The sequence below is a fragment of the Halapricum hydrolyticum genome (assembly GCF_025517535.1).
Taxonomy (GTDB): Archaea; Halobacteriota; Halobacteria; order Halobacteriales; family Haloarculaceae; genus Halapricum; species Halapricum hydrolyticum.
Genome location: NZ_JAOPKC010000021.1, coordinates 1 through 21,005 on the forward strand (window position 1 = coordinate 1; position 21,005 = coordinate 21,005).

Sequence of the window (21,005 nt, forward strand, 5' to 3'; positions counted from 1 at the left end):
AAACGACAAGTCTATCCACGCGATACTCTCGCTGAGGCGGTCGATTTCTGCCATAGACACTCAGAACTCGTCCGCCTCATCCTCTAACTTAACGCGACCGACTACTCCCGTGGCAACATATATCACGATAGCTTCAGAACATCCCGTTCATGGCCTCGGTGCGCCGATCGTATCTCCGTAGCGTGGGAACACTCGCTAGCGCGATGATAGCGGGGGCGTTCGGTGGCTGTAGCACCAGCGGGCTCCGTCCTCGGTCGGTCCCGACAGTGCGTGTCGGATCCAAGCCCTTCGCCGAGCAGCGCATCCTGGGGTATCTGGCGTACGAGCGCCTCCAGCGCATCGAGGGGATCGAAGTCGTCGACGAGATCGAGTTCCGTCGCCCGGTCGAAAGTGGTTCTTCCACCCACCGGCTACGATACTCCCCCTCAGTTCCGGGTCGATCGCACCGGTAAATCGTTACGCAGCCCCTATCGTGATAGAGTCGCAAACATTTCCAAATCCTTATGTGCCAGGTTCATCCAGGTACGACGTAGCACGGGGATACGGGACGCACCCGTCGAGAGCAAACATGCCGTCCGGCCGCGATTCCGGTTCGAGCGGATCGCCCACGAGTGGGAGCCCGGACACGTCGGATCGCAACTCGGGATCTCCGCCGCTGTACCGGCAGGTCTACCGCTGGGTCACTCCGGGGTTCATTCGCCGTCGGCTCGGGATGAAGTTTCTCGTCTCGCTGCTTCTCGTCGTCGTCCTCATCAGCAGTATCGGTCTCGCCACGTACGTCGAGATCCAGGGCACGATACAGGAGGAAGCGACGGCTGAACTCGAAACGACGGCCGAGTTGCGTGCCCAGAGCGTCAGCCAGTGGGTGGCTGGAACGCGTGCGCAGACGTCCCTGATCGCGGATCCGAAACGCGCACCGAACGGGACAGAGCTCGACGCGTATCTCTCGGCGGCGAAAGCCGGGGGTGGTGACGCGATCATCGACATCCATTACGCCGACACCGATACCAGTACTGTCATCGCGAGCACGAACGACGCATACGACGGCCGCGAACTGACTGCGGTCGGAACGCACTGGATCGACCCGCTCGCCCGCCTGGGTGACGATCCTGACGCAGTCACGTTTTCGAATCGATCCTACGCCGTCGGAGACGACCGGGCGATCGCGCTGGCCGGACGGACGACAGAAAGCAGTGCCGTCGTTGTCGTCAGCCGGTTCGTGCCGACGTTCGAGGACAACGACATCCGCACGACGCTTGCAACCACCGACGGAAGTCGGGTCGTCGCAACTGACTCCGGGCGAGACTCGGCGCTCGAACGGACAGACGCGTTCGCAACGACCGTCGAGAAACGAGTGACGCGGACCGTCGAGACCGACGGGGAGGTGCGCACGTACGTCCCCGTCGAAGGAACCGACTGGATCGCCGTCTCGACAGCTTCGAAGGAGGATCTCTACAGTGTCAGTGCCACCGTCGGGCGGAACGTACTGTTTCTGGCTCTGACGGCGCTCGTTTCGCTGGTGGCAGTCGGCGTTGTCCTCGGCCGGAGTACGGTCGTTCCGCTTGTACAGCTCAAACAACGCGTCAGAGAGATCGAATCGGGCTCGCTCGACGTCGATCTGGAGACGACCCGCGAGGACGAGATCGGCAGGTTGTTCGACGCCTTCGAGAACATGCGTGACGCCCTCGAAGGGCAGTTCCAGCAAGCCCGGCAGGCCAAACACGAGGCCGAGAGCTCGCGCCAGGAGATGAAGCGGCAGAACCGCCGACTCGATCAGTTCGCTTCGACGCTGAGTCACGATCTTCGGAACCCACTCGCGGTCGCGCGCGGACACGTCGAACTCCTGCGGACCAAACTCGACGACTCGCAGGGGGAACTGCTCGAACACGTCGAGAAGATCGACGGGGCACACGACCGGATCGACTCGATCATCAACGACGTGCTCACCCTGACACGCAAGGGTGAGTCCGTCGAGGAGACCGAGCGATTCGAACTCGAGGACGCGGCCAGAGAGGCCTGGAGCAACATCGACAACAAGGGCGCGACGCTGCGAGTCGAGGACAGCATCGCGATCGATGGCGACCGGAACCGCCTGTTGCGAGCACTGGAGAACCTCTTCCGGAACTCGATCGATCACGTCGGCCCGGAGGTGACGGTGACGGTCGGGCTGACCGAGGACGGGTTTTACGTCGAGGACGACGGCCCCGGCATCCCCGACGAGGAGATGGACGCGATCTTCGAATACGGGCACACGAACAGCGAAGACGGCACCGGAATCGGCCTGTCGATCGTCAAGACGATCGCCGAGGCCCACGGCTGGTCGGTGTGGGTCGACGGCACCTCGGGTCGCGGCGCACGGTTCGTCTTCTCTGACGTGTTCGCGACCGAGGAGCGCCTGTTCGAGGAGTCGGCGTTCACCTGGGAGCACGCCCGTGCGGACGACGACTAGATCGACAGCGACGGACGCGAGCGCCACACTCAAGGGCGCGTGGCCGAACCAACTGGTGATGACCGAGGCGTCCGCCGAGGGGTATCTCCCCGACGACGTCGAGCGCGTCAGAGAAGCCCTCGTCGAGTGGTACGAGAACGACCACCGTGAGTATCCCTGGCGAAAAACGACTGACCCGTACGCGGTCCTCGTCTCGGAGGTGATGAGCCAGCAGACACAGCTCGATCGCGTGGTCGACGCCTGGGAGGCTTTTCTCGACCGCTGGCCGACCGTCGAAACCCTCGCCGAAGCCGATCGGGCCGACGTTGTGGGCTTCTGGACCGACCACAGCCTCGGGTACAACAACCGCGCGAAATACCTCCACGAGGCCGCCCGACAGGTCCTCGAAGCGTACGGCGGGCAGTTTCCCCGGGATCCGGACGGGCTGCAGGAGTTGATGGGCGTCGGCCCCTACACCGCAAACGCCGTCGCTTCGTTCGCGTTCGACAACGGTGATGCGGTCGTCGACACGAACGTCAAACGCGTGCTGTATCGGGCCTTCGACGTGCCGGACGAGGACAGCGAGTTCGAACGCGTCGCGGGGGCACTCATGCCCGACGGGAAGTCGCGGGTGTGGAATAACGCGATTATGGAACTGGGCGGGGTTGCCTGCGAGAAGACGCCCGCCTGTGACGGCGCGGCCTGTCCCTGGCGGGAGTGGTGTCTGGCATACGAAACCGGCGACTTCACCGCGCCCGACGTGCCGACGCAACCCGAGTTCGAGGGGAGCCGCCGCCAGTTCCGGGGACGGGTGATTTCGATCCTCAGAGACGGCGGAGAAGTCGAGCTAGACGCTCTCGGGTCGCGGGTTCGCGTGGATTACGTCCCCGAGGGGCAGTACGGGCGGGAATGGCTTCGTGGACTGCTCGATGACCTGGCTGACGACGGACTCGTCCACGTCGCCGACCGTGAGGGAGAGACGTTCGCGAGGCTCCGAGAGTAACCTTTTCTGGCTAGTCAATACCTTACACACTTTTTAGTGAGTGCGTGACAATCGATTGGAACATGTATCACTCGGATACCGAGGGTTCCGTGGAGACAGACTGCTGTCGGGGACGACCGATCGGCCGCGAGAAACGAATCACATTCGGTTTGCCGGGGGCGAGGACGGACAGGGATCACGATGATCGCTAGTGGTGGGACAAGCGGCGATCGTGGGGACGATTCGAGTTTGCTCGCTGTGGCCAGGCGAGATCTGTTGCACACGATGGGCGCGGCTACGATTTTCAGCGGTCGCTCCGCCGCGGCGAAATCGGAAGCGGTGACGGCGAGCAGCGAGTCGTCGAGTGAGAACGGTGCACACGTCGGTGGTGCGGTCGATCTCGATGGCGACACGGCCCTCGTCAGCACACGTGTGGTCGCCGGCCCGACCACGACGGAATCAGGTACCGTCGCCGTCTACAGGGCAGCGGGTTCCGGATGGAAACGAACGGCCACGCTAACGCCGGAGACCACTGGCGGCGGGTTCGGTGACTCCGTCACGGTGGACGGGTCGACGGTCGTTGTCGGTTCCGGGTACCATGAACACGCGGCCGGCGGAGCGGCGGGATCGGCAACCGTGTTCACCCGAACGGCGGGGACGTGGGACCGAACGCGGACGCTCACGCCGACCGCGACCGCGGGTCTCGTCCAGTTCGGAGCCGCGGTCGCGGTCGACGACGGGACGGCCGTCGTCGGGGCGCCCCAGGCGAGACACCCCGAAGGAGGTCGAACCGGATCGGTCGACCTCTTCACGCTATCGAACGGCACCTGGAACCGCGAGACGACTCTGGTTCCCGTCACTGAACGCGAGCGGTTCGGTCACTCGGTGGCACTCGACAGCGACGTCGCTATCGTTGGCGCGAGAGCCGACCGGTCGACGGTCGAGGATAGCGGCGTCGTCTGTGTGTTCAGGCGCTCGGGTCACCGCTGGCGGCGAACGGCACGACTCGCGCCGGAACGAACCGGCCGGGACGACAGGTTCGGCGAGGCAATCGCCATCGACGGCTCGACCGTCGTCGTCGGAGCGCCGAGCGAAACCAACGCGAACGGTTCGAACGCGGGTGCAGCGTACGTCTTTACTCGCGCAGGGGGCCGGTGGCGCCGACGGAAGTACCTGGCACCGGATGGCAGCAGCGACGAACGGTTCGGAACCTCCGTGGCGGTATCGGACGAGACCGTCGTGATCGGAGCCGAGTTCGGCGGTCGGGCGGAGCATACGGACCAGCAACCCGGCGGGACAATCTACGTCCTCGACAGGCGCCGGTCCGGTGCTGTCCCTACAGCACTCGACCGTCGAGGCCAGACGACGCCCACACACCTGGCGACTGCGGTCGCAACGGCAGACGGGAGCGTACTCGTGAACGCCGACGGACGGACACACAGCACGCAGACGAGCGATTACATGGACGTGTTCGAACCATGAACGGGCGGGTGACGCTACTGTCCACCGCTCGAACTACCCTGGAGGGACAGTGATCAACCATGTCACAATCACTACAACAGGCGACTGGGGCCGAGACGTTCTCGGTGATGGATCTGGCCGAATCCGCGTCGATGGACGTGCCCGTTTCAGTACGCGAACTACTCAGCCGACGGCCCGCGCCCGGAGCGATCACATACGATGGGGAGATCACGTACGATCGGACGAAGTGGGCGAACTGGATCAGCGACCACGGGGACACGAAAGGGGAGGCGGCCCCGAGTAGCAAGGCGGAACTGTTCGCCACGGTCCAGGATAACAAGGACGGGAAGATCAGAGCAGTCGGCTCCGGGCACTCTCACTCACGAGCGCCCGTTCCGGAGGAACGGTACATCGATCTGAAGAACCTCACCGGGACGCTTAACCACAACGGCTGGCTCAAAGACACTGACGACCTCGACGTCGAGGACAAGAGGCACCTCGTCAGGTTGAAAGGCGGTACGCGAATCCGGGATCTCAACCGACAGATTCTGGCCCCGAAGGGGCTGGCGCTGAAGAACATGGGCTCGTTCGACGGCCAGACGATCGCCGGTGCTGTCAACACAGGCACACACGGGACCGGGATGGGGCTGTCGACAGTCGCTGACATGGTCAAATCGGTCGAGCTCGTCACGGTGATGCCCGAGGGTGACGAGCGCGTCGTCCAGATGTACCGGATCGAGCCGAGCGACGGTATCACTGATCCCGCCGAGTTCGGGCGGGACAAGACAACTCACGGCATGGGGTTGATACAGGACGACGAGACATTCTACTCGGTCGTCGTCGGATACGGCTGTATGGGTGTCGTCTACGCGTACACGATGGAGGTCCGGGACTACTACTGGCTCAAAGAGGACACCCAGAGCAGGTCCTGGCTCGATTATAGCAGTATCACCGACGACTACACGGGGAAGCTAGAAACCGACGAAATATCGACTGCAGAGACCGATCCGGGAACGATTCCGGAGGACGTTCCAGAGCTCCTTCGAAATCACCGACACGTCCAGTTGCTGATCAACCTGCCTCGGGTTCACGATGACGGCCAACCCCGGGCCCAGACCACTGTGATGGAGCGGACACACGACATCACCGACCCTGAGGAGAAGCCAGAAGACTGGGAGGCGCTCGTCGACAACGCTGCAGGGCAAGACAACAAGTGGCTGGACGTCTCCGACGACCGATGGCCGCCCGAGCGGCGGAAAACGACGTTTCAGGACATTTCGAGGGCGCTCGGAAACGCCTTCCATCCACTCAAGGACAAGTCCGGATGGGGTGGCACTCTCCGTACGTTCTTTTTCAAGCCAGCGGCCGCTCGAGAGCCGTTCGTCAAGAAACGGACCAAGACGGCCTGGTACATCGCACTTCGACGGTTGCGCGACAAGAATACCGACGACTCGAACTACGAGCAGATGCCGAAGCCTCCTTCACCTCCGGCGATATCCACGGACGTGGCCGTCCCACTGCATCATCTCGAGGACGCCATCGAGGACGTCTTCGATATCGCGGATGACATCTATCAGGATCACGAGGTCATGCCGTTCTGGCGACAGGCTGCCGATGCGGCTGTGGGTCTCTTCGGTGGTAACGTCGAGCCCAGAGTCGAGACGTACAAGATCCATTTCGCATCGCCTATGGGAATCCGGTTTGTCGCTCCCAGCGACCATTACCTCTCGGCGGCACATGACGAGTGGTCCGCGATGATAGAGGTACCGTTCCCCGTCGAGGCCGCCAACGCCCAGTTGCTGGCGAACGTTCCGAACGTTTCCCAATCGGAGATGATCGAGATCGCCAAAGACGCCCTCACGGAGATCGAAACGCACCTCGTCGAGGAGTACGACGGTCGACCTCACATGGGCAAGTACAATACGCTGACCAAACAGGATCTCTCGGAACTGTACGACAACTTCGACAGGAACGGTGACTGGCTCGAAACGTACCGGCGATTCAACTCGTTCGGCATCTTCGACAACACGTGGACCGATCAGTTCGACATCAGCCAGGCCGAGTGATCCGCGTTCCGAACCAACACAGATACCATGAAATTCGAAATAGAACTCCCGGACAAGTACGCCGAGAAGGTCGAAGAGGTCGAGGCGGTCGAACCGACGATCCGCGACCAGATCGAGGTCGAAGTACTCCCGGAAGTACTCCGGTTGATCAACGACGCACACCGACAACTGCGGGAAAACGAGTCGACGTTCGATCCCCCAGGTGATAACAGGGACCGATAGCGTCTCGCAGTCGTGACTACCCGGCCGTGTCGGGACTATCCCGCGCCGAGGCGTCCCGAATCACTTCTTTGTCTTCGTGTCCGTCTCTGGTTCCCCTGACCGTGTAGGAGACCTCATAATCGACCGCGTCCGAACCCACGTCCTCGATGACGATCCGTTCGGTCGAGCGCTCGGTCACTTGCGGCTGTACCTCGTTCTTGCTGTGAGCAGTCACCTGCACGAGCAACGGCTCTTCGTCGCTGGTCACCCAGCGGAAGTGTTCCGGCAGTTCGACCACTGCGGAACCGTTCTGGAGCTCGGCGAGTCCGGACGCTTCCGTACGGGGGACTGCGGACTCCGTTGCAGTGTACACGACGTCTTTATCACCGTCCTCGTTGGCAACCGGATGGACGAAGTTCTTGCTCGGGGCGTTTATCGTCCCGTCTGCTTCGATCCTGACAGTCCCGGCCGGCATCGAGAGGATCCATTCTTGATCGGATTCGTCGAAGTAGTGGTAGGCTCTGGCGCTTCCGTCGATCGAGTAGCCGTAGAACGGCATCCCCCTGCTCGTATCGGTCGAATCGATGTACATCCCGCCGAACCCCGACGACTCAGAGCGGACACCGAAACGCTCCGCACCCGTGACCTGGCTCGGGTTCGAACCGCCGAGAACCGCCCACCCGTTGTCGCCGTCCAGAACCATCGACTGGCCGCCGGAGTCCATCACGAGTGATTGGCCGGACGGTGCTGCCTGGATCGTTCCGGCGGCGGTACCGTCGTCGTTGTACATCGTGACGCTCGCGCGCGGATCGCTTTCGATCGCTACTTTCTCCGTGCCGTCTTCGTGCTTGACCGAGACGGTGCCGGACTCTCCGGGCTCAGAACTCGACGTACCGTCTTTCTTTTTGTCGCGATTGCCCCCCATCGCCCCACCGAGTTCGAGACTGCCGTCGTGTCCGGACAACGTCCCCATGACGGATCCAGACTGGTTCGAAACCGTCAGCGTCCCCGGGGGTCCCGGATCCGTCTGCGTCCCGCCACCCAGGCTAAGCTGTCCGTTAGTAAGCACCCCGACCTGTCGATCGGCGAAATCGAGGAGCCGGAGACTTCCCGCCCTGTCGTTGCCGCCCAGCACGACACTCCCGGTCGAAGCGTTGGCGTACAGCCTGACGGTGTCGGATATCGCACTGTTCTGCCTGGCGGCGTCGCTGGCACCTGCGAACTCCAGACGTGGCGTTCCATCGGTCTCGGCGACCTGCACATTGCCGGGCGTCTGTTCGGCACCCAACTTCAGGTCGGCTTTCGAGGTGAGATGGACCGGCTGCCGTGTCTCGCCCGCGTCGTCCTCGACAGCCATCGTCAGGCGGGCGTCTTCCGCGTCCAGCCGAACCTCGTTGTGACCACCTGAATCGAACTCCGCGGACTGCAACTCGACTGCGCCGTCCTCGTTCGGGTTTCCGGCCTCGTACGTGGCTGTCTGTCCCTGCAGCGTGAGCGTCCGCTCGCCGTCCTGGTAGAAATATTGCGTCGGGAGACTCCCGTTGATTCTAACCGTCTCCTCGTCGGCCTTCCGACGAAGCCGTATCGTCCCGGACGCGGCACCGTCGGTCTCTCCGTCGCTACCGACCCACAGCGTCGCCCGTCGCGCGTCGAGTTCGATGTTGGTCTCTTCCTGTCGACTGCGCAACGTCAGCGTCTGGTCGCCGGCTTCCGCCGAGATGATGATGTTGCCGGCGCTGTCGTTGAGGTTGAACCGCCCGGTCTCACCGTCGCCTCCGACTCGTCCGAACCCGTCGGAGTGAAAGAGCACGCTTCGGGTACTCACCCCGTCTTCGGCACTACCCAGCGATAGAGTACCGAGGTTCTCGCCAGCCCCAGCGCGGATCTGTTCCGTTCCCGAGCCGTTCGTCAGCGACAGTGTCCCGTGCGTTCCGTTGCCCCCAGCGGTAACGTCGCCGTACTGGGTATCGATCCGGATCGTCCGCTGGTCTTCGGTGTCTCCGCGGGTCGATCTGATATTAATCGTCGCCGCATCCACGTCGACCTCGTCCTCGTTCAGAATTATGTCAGTTGGTGCCATACTACTTGTCGACACACCAAATATAAAAAACCCATACAAATTGGGATAATGTTTATCAGTTTCGAGGCGCGCGGAAGCGGGCCGAGTGGAGAAACAGGAGACCTGCGGCAGTCCGTATCAGTCGTCGGCAACCGCCCTCTCCGGGGCAGGCGCTGGGGGTTCGTGCGTCCCGAACTCCGGGTGGGTTTCTTCCATCCAGACGTACACGACTGCGCCCGAGAGGAACATCAGGCCGGCAGTCATGTAGAAGGCAGCTTCGGCGCTGACAAGTTCCATCGAGAGCCCGATGAGGATCGCGCCGACGCCGTAGCCCGCATCGCGCCACATCCGGTAGACGCCCATGCCCGCCGAACGCCAGCTCGGGTGGGCTGCGTCGCCGGGGACGGTCATTAGGTTCGGGTACAGCAGTGCCATGCCGAGCCCTGAAAGCCCCGCCAGCACCACCCAGCCGAGATAGCCCTCGACGAGGACCATTCCGAGGACGCCGCCACCGGCGAGAAACATCCCCCAGACGACCGGCGGCCGACGGCCGATTCGATCGGCCAGCCCGCCGGTCCCGATCTGCAGGAAGTACATCGCGCTGTGGATCCCGACGACGACGCCGACGGCTTCGATCGCGAGCCCCTCGCTCGTGAGGTACAGCGGGACGGCGATCCAGAACAGCGTGTCGACGAAGTTCTCGACGTGGCCCGCCTGGGCTGCGGCGAACAGCGTCCGGTCGCCGTAGGTCGCTCGTTTCAGGACCTCCCGGAACGGGAGGTTCGCGTCGTGGTGATCGTCGTCACCCTCCTGTCGTGCCAGCTGGACCGTCTCCCTGACGAGAAAGACCGACAGCACCAGCGCCAGCACGACGACAGCTGCCAGGAAATAGAACGGTTCGGGCCGGAGGCTGGTCCGACCGGCGATGACGCCAGTGATCCACGCACCGACGGCGACGCCGGTGTACCCGAACGCCTCGTCGATCCCGACCGCCAGTCCGCGCTGGTCAGGTCCGGCGAGGTCGATCTTCGCGTTGATCGCCATGCTCCAGGTCAGCGCCTGGTTGATCCCGAGCAGGACGTTCCCGACGGAAATCCAGGCCCAGCTGGGTGCGTAGATGAGGATCACCGGGATCGGCAGCGCGGTGAGCCAGCCGGCGACGAGCACCGGCTTGCGGCCGTACTCCTCGCCCCACTTCCCGGCGTAGAGGTTCAGCAGCGCTTTGACGAATCCGAAGGAGACGACGAACGACCCGATGACGAGAAACGACTCGACGCCGAGAACGTCCCCGCCAAGTACGGGAACGACCGTCCGCTCGGAGCCGATCGTTAGTCCGGTCGCGAACACCAGCAGGACGTGCAGCGAGAACTGTCCGAGGTGCTCGCGGATCCCCTGTCGAATCTCTGTAGCGTCGTCCATGGTTGGTCGTCCGTACGAGCAACTATCGATTGTATATGTTGCCGGCCATGTCCGGCACCCTTAATTCTTCAGAGTGAGAAAAGCGGGTATGAGCCTCTACGAGGCGTCCTTCCGGATCAGACACGAGTGTCCCTACCGGGAGATCTCAGAGCGCCATCCCCAGTTGACGATCCGGGAGTGGTATCTCGACGAGTGCCAGGTCGTCGAGATCACGTCACCGGATGTCCCGGAAACGGCCGTGCTCGAACGGATCGACGACATCGGGACAGTTCTGCACGAATCGGTCGACGAGTCGGGGCTACACGTCGTCACGCAGTCGTGTCTCTGTTCGCTGGAGGGGTCGATCGTCGAGCGTTTCGAGGAGTACAATTGCCTGTATCAGCCGCCGACGATCCACCGCCAGGGGTGGGAGCACTACACCGTCATCGCGTTCGAGGAGGGCGATATCCGGGCGTTGCTGCAGGACCTGGAAGACGACCGTGAGATCGATGTCCTCTCGAAAACGGCGATCGCGGACGAGCCGGTACCCCACAGCATGCTCGCGCCGGTCGACCGGTTGTTCGAGGATCTGACTGAACGACAGCTTGCGGCACTCCGACTGGCGCTGGAGAGTGGTTACTACGAGCAGCCGCGCGGGACCTCACTCCGGAAGCTGGCCGAGCAGACGGCCGTCGCCCGATCGACCTACGAGGAGCACCTCCGGAAAGCAGAGAACAAACTGCTCACCAACGCGGGCGAGTTCCTCCGACTGGTGGCCGCACAGTCGACAGCGGATCCCCTGTCGGTCGCACAGCGGCGATCCGAACGACCGGCGGATTGAATTCGACCGTCGCGTTCGGCTCTCCTCGCCCTATCCGATCGTGACCACTTTGTCGGCGTTCTCGACGATCGACAGACAGTCGCTCATCGTCCCCCGCGGACGGAGTTCGTCGGCTTCGATGTCACGCGAGTCGAGACAGGTGCCACAGGCCAGTAGTTCGCCATCGTTGAGGGCGTACTTGCGCATCACCCCTCGCGGGTTCACCTTCGGGTGTTCGATGTCGGGCGCTTCGACGCCGTCGCCGAGGAGGAACGTCTCGACCGAATGGCCGTCTTCCAGTGCCGTATTCGCGAGTCGGAAGCCGTTCCAGACCTTCTCGGGGTCGTTTGTCTCGACGATGATTCCGAGATCCATGCGTGTCGTTGCACCTGCGACTGGCTTGGTTCTTTGGTCACTGTCTCCGGGAGCTTCTTTGTACAGGTGGGAGTACGACGGGCTATGGCCGAGCCACACGTCATCGCTATCGCGGGGAGCCTCCGCGAGAACAGTTATACGCGAGTCGCAGTAGAGCGTGCGTTACAGGAAGCTGATACGGCCGGTGCGAGCACGGATCTGATCGACCTCCGCGAACTCGACCTCCCGGTCTTCGACGCGGACGCCCGGGAGGCCGGCGACGCGCCCGAGCTCACGCGGCGGATCCGCCGGGCCGACTCGATCCTGCTGGGGACGCCGGTCTACCATGGATCGTACTCCGCACCGCTGAAGAACGCGCTGGATTACTGCGGGTTCGACGAGTTCGAGAAGAAGACAGTGGGGCTGCTCGCGGTCGCCGGCGGCTCGTTCCCCATCACCGCGCTGGATCACTTGCGGTCGGTCTGCCGGGCGCTCGACTGCTGGGTGATTCCCCACCAGGCTGCCGTACCGCGGGCCAGCAGCGCGATCGAAGACGGTGAGTTCGTGGACGGCGATCTGGAGACCCGTGTGGCGGCGCTGGGCGAGGACGCCGTCCAGTATGCGAACATCGAACCCGAGCCGGCGTCGTTCGAGAGCGAGGAGAACGTCGGCGCCGACGATTAGGCAGGATATCAATCCGTTTTCTTCCGTTCCTGCTTCGGGTGGTCGGCGATGTAGACGCTCGTATGGTCGGGCACGTCGTCAGTGATCCAGGAGTTCGCGCCGATGCTCACGTGATCCCCGATAGTGATCGAACCCAGGATCTTGGTTCCGGCTCCGATGACGACGTGGTCGCCGATGTCCGGGTGGCGTTTGTAGCCCTTCTTCAGCATGTGTTGTTCGTCCTCTTCCTCCTCGAAGTGGAGGGCACCCAGCGTCACGTCCTGGTAGATCCGCACCCAATCGCCGATAGTCGTCGTCTCACCGATGACGACACCGGTCCCGTGATCGATGAAGAAGTAATCGCCGATCTCGGCCCCGGGATGAATGTCGATTCCGGTTTCGGTCTTTGCGTGTTCGGTGAGTTCCCGGGCGTACGCCGAGATCCCTTCCTCGTAGAGGAGATGTGCGACGCGTTGCATCATGATCGCCTGCATGCCAGGGTAGGAGCGGATGATCTCGGTGTAGCTTCTGGCGGCCGGATCACCCTTGTATGCGGCTTCCACGTCTTTCTTGAGCGTTCGCCGGATAGCGGGAAGCCGGTCGAGCACCTCGTTCACCTGTTCGGTGCAGTCCTCGCACGTGTACGGTTCGATGCCCAGGCAGAGTAACGATCCGATTTCCTGGAGTGTCTCGCGGATAGCGTCGGTGTTCTGTGTCATCGATCCAGCGTTCCAGCATCTGGGAAAGAACACCTGTTTGAGGAGGGCGACCTCCCTGCGGCCCGCCTCGCGCTGTGGAAAGCTCAGCGTCGTATCGGTCGGATACGGGCTTTCGTCCGCGTCGTAGGAGTCACGCAACTGGTGATGTGCGTCTCCTGTATAGCTGTAGCTCATGTGTTATCGTATGTCGAGACGCCCTTCTAATGTTGCCGCTCTGGTTCCGCGTGCACCTGTGTACCGAGGAACGGAACGAGCAGCCGATCGTCCTGGCCTGCTCTCTCTCGTGTAAAACCTCGGATATCAATATATCTACCTCTCAGCAGAGAAAGGGACTTTTCGGCTCCGGACGTACGTGAGACATGGAAAACGGAACAGCAGGCGGGCGATTCGAGGCGTACAGACAGCGATTCGACGCGGTCGATAGGGCCATCACCGGCGCGATGGACCAGTGGAGTATCCCGGTCCTTCGGGTCTCCGTCGCCGTGGTGTTCATCTGGTTCGGGACGTTGAAACTGTTGGACGTCAGCCCGGCAGCAGACCTCGTTTCGTCCACGGTGTACGTCGTCCCTCCGGAGGTGTTCGTTCCAGTGCTCGGAGTGTGGGAGATGCTCATCGGGATCTTCCTGCTGTATCGGCCACTGATCCGCGCCGGTATCTTCCTGCTCTTTCTCCAGCTTCCGGGCACGTTCTTGCCGCTCGTTCTCTTGCCGGAGGTCGTCTACACGACCGCGCCGTACGCGCTGACCGTCGAAGGGCAGTACATCGTCAAGAACCTCGTGATCATCGGCGCTGCGCTCGCGATCGGGAGTACGGTCAGGAGCAGTGCGGAACGGTAGTGTGTCCGTCTCGCGAGCGGACGGCCTGATTCCAAACGGACAAATCACTGCCGCCACAACGGAGGGGCGTGACGCAGTGGATCGAAGATCCCGAGGGCGGGCGTGATCGGGGGCCGCGAGCGGTCGCTCGCGCCTGGTTCGAAGTCCTGACGGCGCCGCGGCGGTTCTTTCGGGCGGGCGTCGCCCCGGCGGATCAGGCGCCGGGGCTGTTCTTTCTGATGGCGGTCGTGCTCGTCGCGGAAGGGGGGCGATATCTCCTGATCGCCGACGCCGCGCCCGCGGTCAGCAGTCTCCCGGTCGCAGGGCCGGTACTGGCGCTTTCCCTGACGGTCGTGCTCGTCGCGCCGGTCGCGTTGCACCTGCTGGTCGCACTCCAGACAGTCGTTCTGATGGCGCTCGTCCCCGAGCGAGCCGGAGTCAGCGAGACGGTGCAGGTGCTCGCGTACGCGAGCGCCCCGTGCGTTCTCGCGGGCGTCCCCGTTCCGGCGGTCAGAGTCGTCTGTACGGCCTACGGGTTCGTACTCCTGGTCGTCGGACTCGCTGTCGTCCACGAGACCTCTTACTGGCGGGCAACAGCGGCCGCGATCCCGACGGGCGCGATCGGACTCGGATACGGTTTCCGGGGGTTCGAAGCTGCCAGTGCGATCCTCCCGACGGCGTCCGACCTTCTCACACTCGGCGGAATTGCCTGATCGTCCGAGCGTCTCGACAGCCACTCTTGACCGGACTCGATTCGACAACAGTTTTAATCCGGGTGCATTTGATCAGATCAATGGGTTCGTGCATCATTTGCGGCAAATCTGTCGACGGTAAGATCTGCGACATTCACCAAGAAGACGTCGCCTTCGAGTTTCGAGGGTCAAGCCCCGATCAGCTGACACCCGGTCGCTACTACAAGGGAACGGTCGACGGCTTCGCCGAGTTCGGTGTCTTCGTCGACATCGATGACAGCGTGACGGGGCTGCTCCACGAGAGCGAGCTGGACAGCCGGCTCGATAACCTCGAGTGGGAGCCCGGCGACACCGTGTACGTCCAGGTGAAAAACGTCAGAGACAACGGCAACGTCGATCTCGGCTGGTCGATTCGCCAGTCTGACCGCGAATTCCGCGGGAAACTGATCGACGATCCCGAGTTCGACGAACCGAAGTTGCCCGACGAAGTCGAAGCCGACAAGAAAGAAACGCCGGACGCGAGCGACGCGACCGCCGAATCGGGGTCGTCAGCCGATTCGAAAGCAGCGTCAGAATCCGACTCGGTATCGGGCAGCGAGCGGTCCGACCGCCCCGAAGCGGGGAGCGTTCGAGCACGCCAGGCCGAGTCGCCCGGCCCCGAGGCGGGCGAGACGCGGGCGGCCGCCACCGAAGACGAGAAAGCAGTCCCGTCCGAAGGCACCACAGCGATCGAAGAGGCGCCACTCGTGACAGTCGACTCCCTCGACGATCGCATCGGCGAGATGGTACAGCTCGAAGGCCGGATCGAGAGCGCGCGACAGACCAGCGGCCCGACGGTGTTTGAGCTTACCGACGGGACTGGGACGGTCGACTGTGCGGCCTTCGAGGAAGCCGGCGTCCGTGCGTATCCCGACGTCGGTGAGGACGACGTCGTTCGCCTGACTGGCGAGGTCCGCGAGCGCCGTGGCGAACTCCAGGTCGAAACCGAGCAGCTCGTCACACTCGCGGACGACGAGCGCGAGGGCGTTCGAGAGCGAATGGAGGAGGCACTGACCGCGAAGGCCCGGCCGGACGCGGTGGAGTTGCTCGCCGAAGACGAGACGCTGTCGGACCTCTCCGAGGCGTTCCGCGACGCGGCCGGCGAGATCCGTCGTGCGGTCTTCGAGGAGCGCCCGATCGTCGTCCGCCACAGCGCGACTGCCGACGGGTACGTCGCCGGCGCCGCGATCGAACGCGCGACGCTGCCGCTGATTCGCGAGGAGCACACGCGTTCGGACGCGGAGTATCACTACTTCGACCGTCGGCCGCTGGAAGGCGACGTCTACGAGATGGGCGATGCGACCAAAGACGTCACGACGATGCTCGACAACCGCGAGCGTCACGACGAGCAGTTGCCGCTGTACGTGTTCGTTGCGGTCGGCGGGACGCGTGAATCGCTAGACAGCCTGCAGTTCCTGGACGTCTACGACGCCCCGCGGCTGGTGATCGACACCGTCGCCGAACCGGAGATTACCGACGAAGTCGAGACGGTTGTCAGTCCGGATACCGACCCCGCGACCCTGACGACTGTCGACGGTCAACTCGACGGGCCGACGACGGCTGCGATCGCAGCGAACGTCGCAGCCCACGTCAACGACGACGTGCGCGAGGACCTGCTGCATCTGCCGGCCGTGAGCTTCTGGGAGGTGCCGCCGCGGGTCTACGCCGACGCTGCAGCCGAAGCGGGCTACGAGGAAGACGCGATCGCCGACATCCGGGACGCCGTGGCACTGGAGGCGTACTACCAGTCCTACGAGGACAAGCGCCAGCTGATCGCCGATCTCCTCTTCGAGGGTCGCGCAAGCGACGTCGCCGACGACGAGGCACGCGGGCTGGCCAGCCACGTCAGCGAGCAGTTCCGATCGAAACTCGATACGGCCGTCGAAACGGCCAGAGCCAACGTTGACCACCGGACCGTCGATGGCGTCGACGTCGCCGTCTTCGACACCGAAGCGTTCACCCACCGGTTCGACTTCCCGCCGGAGACGCTGTTGCTCGACGAGCTGCTGCGCCAGCTCCGCGAGGACGTCGACGCGATCGTCGGGATCGGTGACGACGACCTCCACCTCCGTAGCGAGCACGCTCTCGACGTGCGAGAGGTCGCGACGCAGGTCGCCGAGGCGGTTCCGGACGCCGGCGTCGAAGCCGAGAGCAGTCGATCACAGCAGCTCGCGTTCCTCGCGGGCCGACGCGCCGACGTCCTCGAGGCGACGCTGGAGACGGTCGCCGATCAGCTGGCCTGATACTCGTTTCGATTGCTACAGTCGATCCACGATCACTCGTCGTGCTCTGAAGGAGGGAGGACCGTCTCCCGCTCGCCGTCGGAACGGTCGCTCGTCAGGTTCCCGTCCTCGTCGACGGGGAGAAAGTCGGGACGCTCGCCGCCGACGTTGACCGCACGCAGACGGTCGCGAAACTCTTCTGACCGGAATCGGTCGGACAGGCGGGCGTTGGCCACGACGAACAGCAGGCCCACGCCGATGACCAGGAACCCGAGCCCGGCGACGAGCGGGATCGGCTCCATGCCCAAGACGATCCCGGCACCGAGAAGGATCACGCCAGCGAGTAGTTGTACGATCGCGATCGCCTGGACCATCAGGTTCCCGAGTTCGCTCCCACCCTCGGGAACGTCCTGTGGCTCGGGCAGGATCTCGCCGTCGGGAACGTCCGGCGCGTCGTAGTCGTCCATCGAGCACAGTGCGATCACTGGCTTGACGTCCCGCAGGACCGTGCCCTCGCCTTCGACGCTGCCGTCAGGGTAGACGAGAGCGAAGCCGGTCTCGGAGTACGCCAGCAGGTAGTCCTCGCCGCGTTCGATCCGGGCAAAGGCGTCTCGATCGAGCACCCGTTGTTTGAGGTCGGCCTCGACGCGGTCGAGCAACTCCTGGCCGGTGATCCAGCTATCGGCGTCGAATGCCACTTCCCACTCCTCGGCAGTCATCTCGGCCATGTCTCGCGGGCCGAAGTCGTCGAAGTCGTACTTCTGTTCGACCCGTTCGCGGAGCTGCTCCGTCGAGAGTTCGCCGTCCTCGACGCTCGACTCGTCTCCTGGCTCGTCCCCACTGGTCGCCGACTCGTCGGGGTCTGGCGGCGTGGAGCCGGACGCGTCCATCAGCCACGGATTCGGCTTCCGTGGCCTTACACGTATCGTTCAATCCGCCCGGGCGTCTCCGGACACTCTTTAACGACCCCGTCCCTACGACCGCCAATGCTCGGCCTCGCCGACGAGACGGTGGCGACGCTGGTCGTGCTCTCGGTGACGGTCAGTTTCCCCTGCTTTCTGTACGGGGCCTGGATCGTGATCGACAACGATCCCGTCACCTGGAGCGTCCTCGTGCGACACCTCTCGTTTGTCTTCACCGGGCTGGCGCTGACGACGATCCCGATGGTCGTCTGGATGCTCCCGAACCTGCTCGAACAGTTCTACGGGTTCAGCGTCCTGCACGCCGTCGTCGGGCTCCACGCGTACGCATTTCTCGCGTTCGCACTCACGGGTATCGTCCGGATCTTCCGCGCGAAGTGGGAGCACGACCTCTATCACGACTACGACGAGGACCTCCTGCTCTCGGAGATCGGCGGCGACCGCATGGACCACTGGCGCTCCCGGCTCCGGGTCGGTGTCGCCGGCTACGTCGTTCTGTGGATCGTCGCCTACCTCAGCGGTCTCGCCCAGTACGTTACCAAGTACGGATTCCCGCCGTTTTGAGTCCGTTCGACGGCACGAATGAGCCCGGGCGGATTTGAACCGGAGGGAGACGGTCGTTCACTCCGTTCGCGTTGCGACTCCCGAGGTTCAAATCCGAATTCCAATATAGCCGTCTCACGTCCGTTCGACGGCACGTATGGGCCCGGGCGGATTTGAACCGCCGACTTCGGCCTTGTAAAGGCCGCGTCATAACCAACTAGACCACGGACCCGCATCTCGGGCTTGACGGGGGACGTGAATAACGCTTTCTCTCTGGACCGACGACCTTACCCTCCCACCGCCCCTCGAATCTGTATGGACTGGCCCGACCGTGACCGACTCGTCACCTTCGTCATCGTCGGGCTTGTCGTCCTCGCGGTCGGAGTCTGGGCGTTGCACCCGACCGGGCCGCTCGGTGGACTCTTGCACCCGCTCGACTACGAGGAGACGACGATCGCGCTGACCGATGAAAACGGGACCGAGCTGGCGACTGTCGACGTCCGGGTCGCCGACAGCGAACGCGAACACTACGTCGGATTGAGCGAAACCGATTCGCTGGCCGACGGCGAGGGTATGCTGTTCGTCTTCTCGGAGTCACAGCACCGGGAGTTCGTCATGCGTGGGATGGACTTCCCGCTCGACATCGTCTTCGCCGCACCCGACGGCACGATCACGACGATCCATCACGCACCCGTCCCCGAACAGACGCCCGGGGACGATCTGCGACGATATTCCGGCACCGGTAAGTACGTCCTTGAGGTACCGCGTGGCTTCACCAACGCGACCGGCGTCGAGGTGGGGGATTGCCTCGTCGTGCCGGACGGGAGCGAAGGGACGTCGTGTCCGGAATGACGCAGACTACTGTTGCGTCGTGGAACCGTCGTATCAGGTGTGATAACTGCGGAGTCACGTTTAATCAGTCGGGCCGCGCGAGTATCGATATATGGCTTCAGATGGCGGTCTCGACGACGGATTCGGAACGGGCGATATCGAGGCGGCGGATCTTGGGGGCGCGATCGACGAGTTGCTCCGCGCGTCCGAGAACGTCTCTCAGAGTTCCCAGCAGATCAGCGACCTCGCACAGGACCAGTCGGACAACATGCGCGAGGTCGCCGGCGAGGTGTCGAACCTCAGCGCGACCGTCGAGGAGGTCGCCTCGAGCGCCAACGAGGTGAAATCGATCAGCGAGCAGGCTCGACAACTCGCGGACGACGGCCGGAACGTCGCTGACGATGCGATCGACGCGATGGAAGCCGTTGACGAGGCGAACGAGGACGTCAGCAAAGACGTCACGCAACTTCGCGATCGCATCGACGAGATCGACGAGATCGTCGAGGTGATCAACGACATCGCAGACCAGACGAACATGCTGGCGCTGAACGCCTCGATCGAGGCCGCCCGCGCTGGCGAGGCGGGTGAAGGGTTCGCCGTCGTCGCCGACGAAGTGAAGTCGTTGGCCGAGGAGTCCCAGCAGAACGCTGCCGAGATCGAGGCGATGGTCGCGGACATCAAAACCGAAACCGAGAGTACCGTCGAATCTATCCAGGAAGCCAACGACCAGGTCGAATCGGGGATCGATCAGGTCGAGGAAGCCGTCGAGATCCTCCGGAAGATCGACCAGGCAGTCAGCGAAGCCGCGCAGGGTGCCGAAGAAGTCGCCGAAGCCACTGACGACCAGGCCGCCTCGACCGAAGAGGTCGCGAGCATGGTCGATGAAACTGCCGAATCCGCCGAGCGCGTCGCCGACGAAATCGAACAGATCGCTGCCGCTAACGAGCAACAGGCCGCCAAGGTCAACGAGATCCAGCGCATGATCGAGCGCCGTGACATCGAGTGACCATCTCGGGGCTGTCACTTCGGGCGCGCCAAGCGCTCCCGGTTCGGGTGCCTGGGATGTCCTGAACGACGTGCGTCAGACGATTTCGGCCCGATCGCAACGGCTTTTTTCTTCGAGTCGAACCCCATAGCCATGCGTTTCGGCGTCGACGAGGCCGGCAAGGGCCCCGTCCTTGGTTCGATGTTCGCCGCGGCAGTCCTCGCTGATCCGGACGCGTTACCCGGAGACGTCGGTGATTCGAAGGGCGTTCCTCGGGAGCGACGAGAAGCGATGGCAGCGGAGATCCGGGAGGCCGCCGACTGCGTCGCTGTCGCCGAGATCATCGTGGAGGAAATCGACGCCGAGGAAACTGACATGAACACCCTGACCGTCGAGGCCCACGCGAGGGCACTGTCGAAACTGCTTGCCGGACGGGACGGCAGTGAGAGCTACTCGGGGTTCGTCGACGCCGGCGACACCAACGCCGTCCGCTTCGGTCAGCGCCTGCGCGAGCGACTCGACGCAGACGTCGAGCTGCGGGCCGAACACGAGGCCGACGCCACCTACCGGATCGTCGGCGCGGCCAGCGTGATCGCGAAAGTCGCCCGCGACGCCCACGTCCGGGCACTGAGCGCCAAATACGGCGACGTCGGCAGTGGCTACCCATCCGATCCGACGACTCGTGCGTTTCTGCAAGCGCACGTCGAGACCTACGACGAGCTGCCCGAGTGTGCGCGAGCGTCCTGGCAGACCAGCAAAGACGCACTCGCAGCCGCAGCACAGGCTAGCCTCGACGCTTTCGAGTGA

20 protein-coding genes and 1 tRNA gene are annotated in these 21,005 nt (G+C 63.5%); 15 read left to right on the forward strand and 6 right to left on the reverse strand.

The genetic code is table 11. From position 1 onward, the window contains the following. The first annotated feature begins 149 nt into the window (after nt 1-149). From OB916_RS13735 to OB916_RS13760, 6 genes are all read left to right on the forward strand, one after another. Entirely contained in the window at nt 150-452 is a 303-nt protein-coding gene (locus OB916_RS13735) for a hypothetical protein (RefSeq protein ID WP_315909864.1), read from the forward strand. A gap of 116 nt (nt 453-568) precedes the next feature. Next, nucleotides 569-2,449, forward strand: coding sequence for a sensor histidine kinase (locus OB916_RS13740; RefSeq protein ID WP_315909865.1), 1,881 nt, complete (start codon nt 569-571; stop codon nt 2,447-2,449). A 58-nt stretch (nt 2,450-2,507) separates the two neighbouring features. Continuing rightward, nucleotides 2,508-3,431, forward strand: a complete 924-nt coding sequence (locus tag OB916_RS13745) for an A/G-specific adenine glycosylase (protein ID WP_315909866.1) — start codon at nt 2,508-2,510, stop codon at nt 3,429-3,431. Nucleotides 3,432-3,611: 180 nt separating this feature from the next. Continuing rightward, entirely contained in the window at nt 3,612-4,892 is a 1,281-nt protein-coding gene (locus OB916_RS13750) for a hypothetical protein (RefSeq protein WP_315909867.1), read from the forward strand. 59 nt (nt 4,893-4,951) lie between these two features. Beyond that, nucleotides 4,952-6,937 carry an FAD-binding protein gene (locus tag OB916_RS13755; RefSeq protein ID WP_315909868.1) on the forward strand — a complete coding sequence of 662 codons (1,986 nt, stop codon included), beginning with the start codon at nt 4,952-4,954 and terminating at the stop codon, nt 6,935-6,937. 27 nt (nt 6,938-6,964) lie between these two features. Next, the gene (locus OB916_RS13760; RefSeq protein WP_315909869.1) at nt 6,965-7,159 is read left to right on the forward strand and encodes a hypothetical protein; all 195 of its coding nucleotides are present in this window, start codon (nt 6,965-6,967) and stop codon (nt 7,157-7,159) included. A 16-nt stretch (nt 7,160-7,175) separates the two neighbouring features. On the opposite strand, the gene OB916_RS13765 is transcribed toward OB916_RS13760, so the two are convergent. Then, on the reverse strand, nt 7,176-9,218 hold the full coding sequence (locus OB916_RS13765; protein ID WP_315909870.1) for a hypothetical protein: 2,043 nt from the start codon (nt 9,216-9,218) through the stop codon (nt 7,176-7,178). A 117-nt stretch (nt 9,219-9,335) separates the two neighbouring features. Beyond that, nucleotides 9,336-10,616, reverse strand: a complete 1,281-nt coding sequence (locus OB916_RS13770) for an MFS transporter (RefSeq protein WP_315909871.1) — start codon at nt 10,614-10,616, stop codon at nt 9,336-9,338. Between the two features lie 88 nt (nt 10,617-10,704). On the opposite strand from OB916_RS13770, the gene OB916_RS13775 reads away from it, so the two are divergent. Then, the gene (locus tag OB916_RS13775; RefSeq protein ID WP_315909872.1) at nt 10,705-11,436 is read left to right on the forward strand and encodes a helix-turn-helix domain-containing protein; all 732 of its coding nucleotides are present in this window, start codon (nt 10,705-10,707) and stop codon (nt 11,434-11,436) included. Nucleotides 11,437-11,466: 30 nt separating this feature from the next. Here the strand turns inward: OB916_RS13775 and OB916_RS13780 are convergent, their stop codons facing one another. Further along, complete coding sequence (locus OB916_RS13780) at nt 11,467-11,790, reverse strand: DsrE family protein (RefSeq protein ID WP_315909873.1); 324 nt, start codon at nt 11,788-11,790, stop codon at nt 11,467-11,469. A gap of 84 nt (nt 11,791-11,874) precedes the next feature. On the opposite strand from OB916_RS13780, the gene OB916_RS13785 reads away from it, so the two are divergent. Then, nucleotides 11,875-12,453, forward strand: coding sequence for an NADPH-dependent FMN reductase (locus OB916_RS13785; RefSeq protein WP_315909874.1), 579 nt, complete (start codon nt 11,875-11,877; stop codon nt 12,451-12,453). A gap of 8 nt (nt 12,454-12,461) precedes the next feature. Here the strand turns inward: OB916_RS13785 and epsC are convergent, their stop codons facing one another. Then, nucleotides 12,462-13,325 carry a serine O-acetyltransferase EpsC gene (gene epsC, locus OB916_RS13790; RefSeq protein WP_315909875.1) on the reverse strand — a complete coding sequence of 288 codons (864 nt, stop codon included), beginning with the start codon at nt 13,323-13,325 and terminating at the stop codon, nt 12,462-12,464. A gap of 185 nt (nt 13,326-13,510) precedes the next feature. Here epsC and OB916_RS13795 point away from each other — a divergent pair, with 185 nt between their 5' ends. From OB916_RS13795 to OB916_RS13805, 3 genes are all read left to right on the forward strand, one after another. Continuing rightward, nucleotides 13,511-13,987, forward strand: a complete 477-nt coding sequence (locus OB916_RS13795; protein WP_315909876.1) for a hypothetical protein — start codon at nt 13,511-13,513, stop codon at nt 13,985-13,987. A gap of 68 nt (nt 13,988-14,055) precedes the next feature. Next, entirely contained in the window at nt 14,056-14,679 is a 624-nt protein-coding gene (locus OB916_RS13800; protein ID WP_315909877.1) for a YIP1 family protein, read from the forward strand. Between the two features lie 80 nt (nt 14,680-14,759). Continuing rightward, on the forward strand, nt 14,760-16,940 hold the full coding sequence (locus tag OB916_RS13805; RefSeq protein ID WP_315909878.1) for a DHH family phosphoesterase: 2,181 nt from the start codon (nt 14,760-14,762) through the stop codon (nt 16,938-16,940). 32 nt (nt 16,941-16,972) lie between these two features. Here OB916_RS13805 and OB916_RS13810 read toward each other — a convergent pair whose 3' ends face one another. Continuing rightward, nucleotides 16,973-17,809: a DUF7319 domain-containing protein gene (locus OB916_RS13810; RefSeq protein ID WP_315909879.1), complete on the reverse strand. Its 837-nt coding sequence runs from the start codon at nt 17,807-17,809 to the stop codon at nt 16,973-16,975. Between the two features lie 96 nt (nt 17,810-17,905). Here OB916_RS13810 and OB916_RS13815 point away from each other — a divergent pair, with 96 nt between their 5' ends. Further along, nucleotides 17,906-18,403, forward strand: coding sequence for a DUF7321 family protein (locus tag OB916_RS13815; RefSeq protein ID WP_315909880.1), 498 nt, complete (start codon nt 17,906-17,908; stop codon nt 18,401-18,403). 137 nt (nt 18,404-18,540) lie between these two features. Here OB916_RS13815 and OB916_RS13820 read toward each other — a convergent pair. Next, nucleotides 18,541-18,614: transfer RNA gene (locus tag OB916_RS13820), tRNA-Val, on the reverse strand. 83 nt (nt 18,615-18,697) lie between these two features. Between OB916_RS13820 and OB916_RS13825 the strand changes: the two genes are divergently transcribed. The 3 genes from OB916_RS13825 (at nt 18,698) to rnhB (ending at nt 21,005) form a co-directional block, all read left to right on the forward strand. Then, nucleotides 18,698-19,234 (forward strand): DUF192 domain-containing protein, encoded by a 537-nt coding sequence (locus tag OB916_RS13825; RefSeq protein WP_315909881.1) that lies wholly within the window; start codon nt 18,698-18,700, stop codon nt 19,232-19,234. Between the two features lie 91 nt (nt 19,235-19,325). Beyond that, nucleotides 19,326-20,219: a methyl-accepting chemotaxis protein gene (locus OB916_RS13830; RefSeq protein WP_315909882.1), complete on the forward strand. Its 894-nt coding sequence runs from the start codon at nt 19,326-19,328 to the stop codon at nt 20,217-20,219. A gap of 132 nt (nt 20,220-20,351) precedes the next feature. Continuing rightward, entirely contained in the window at nt 20,352-21,005 is a 654-nt protein-coding gene (gene rnhB, locus OB916_RS13835) for a ribonuclease HII (protein ID WP_315909883.1), read from the forward strand.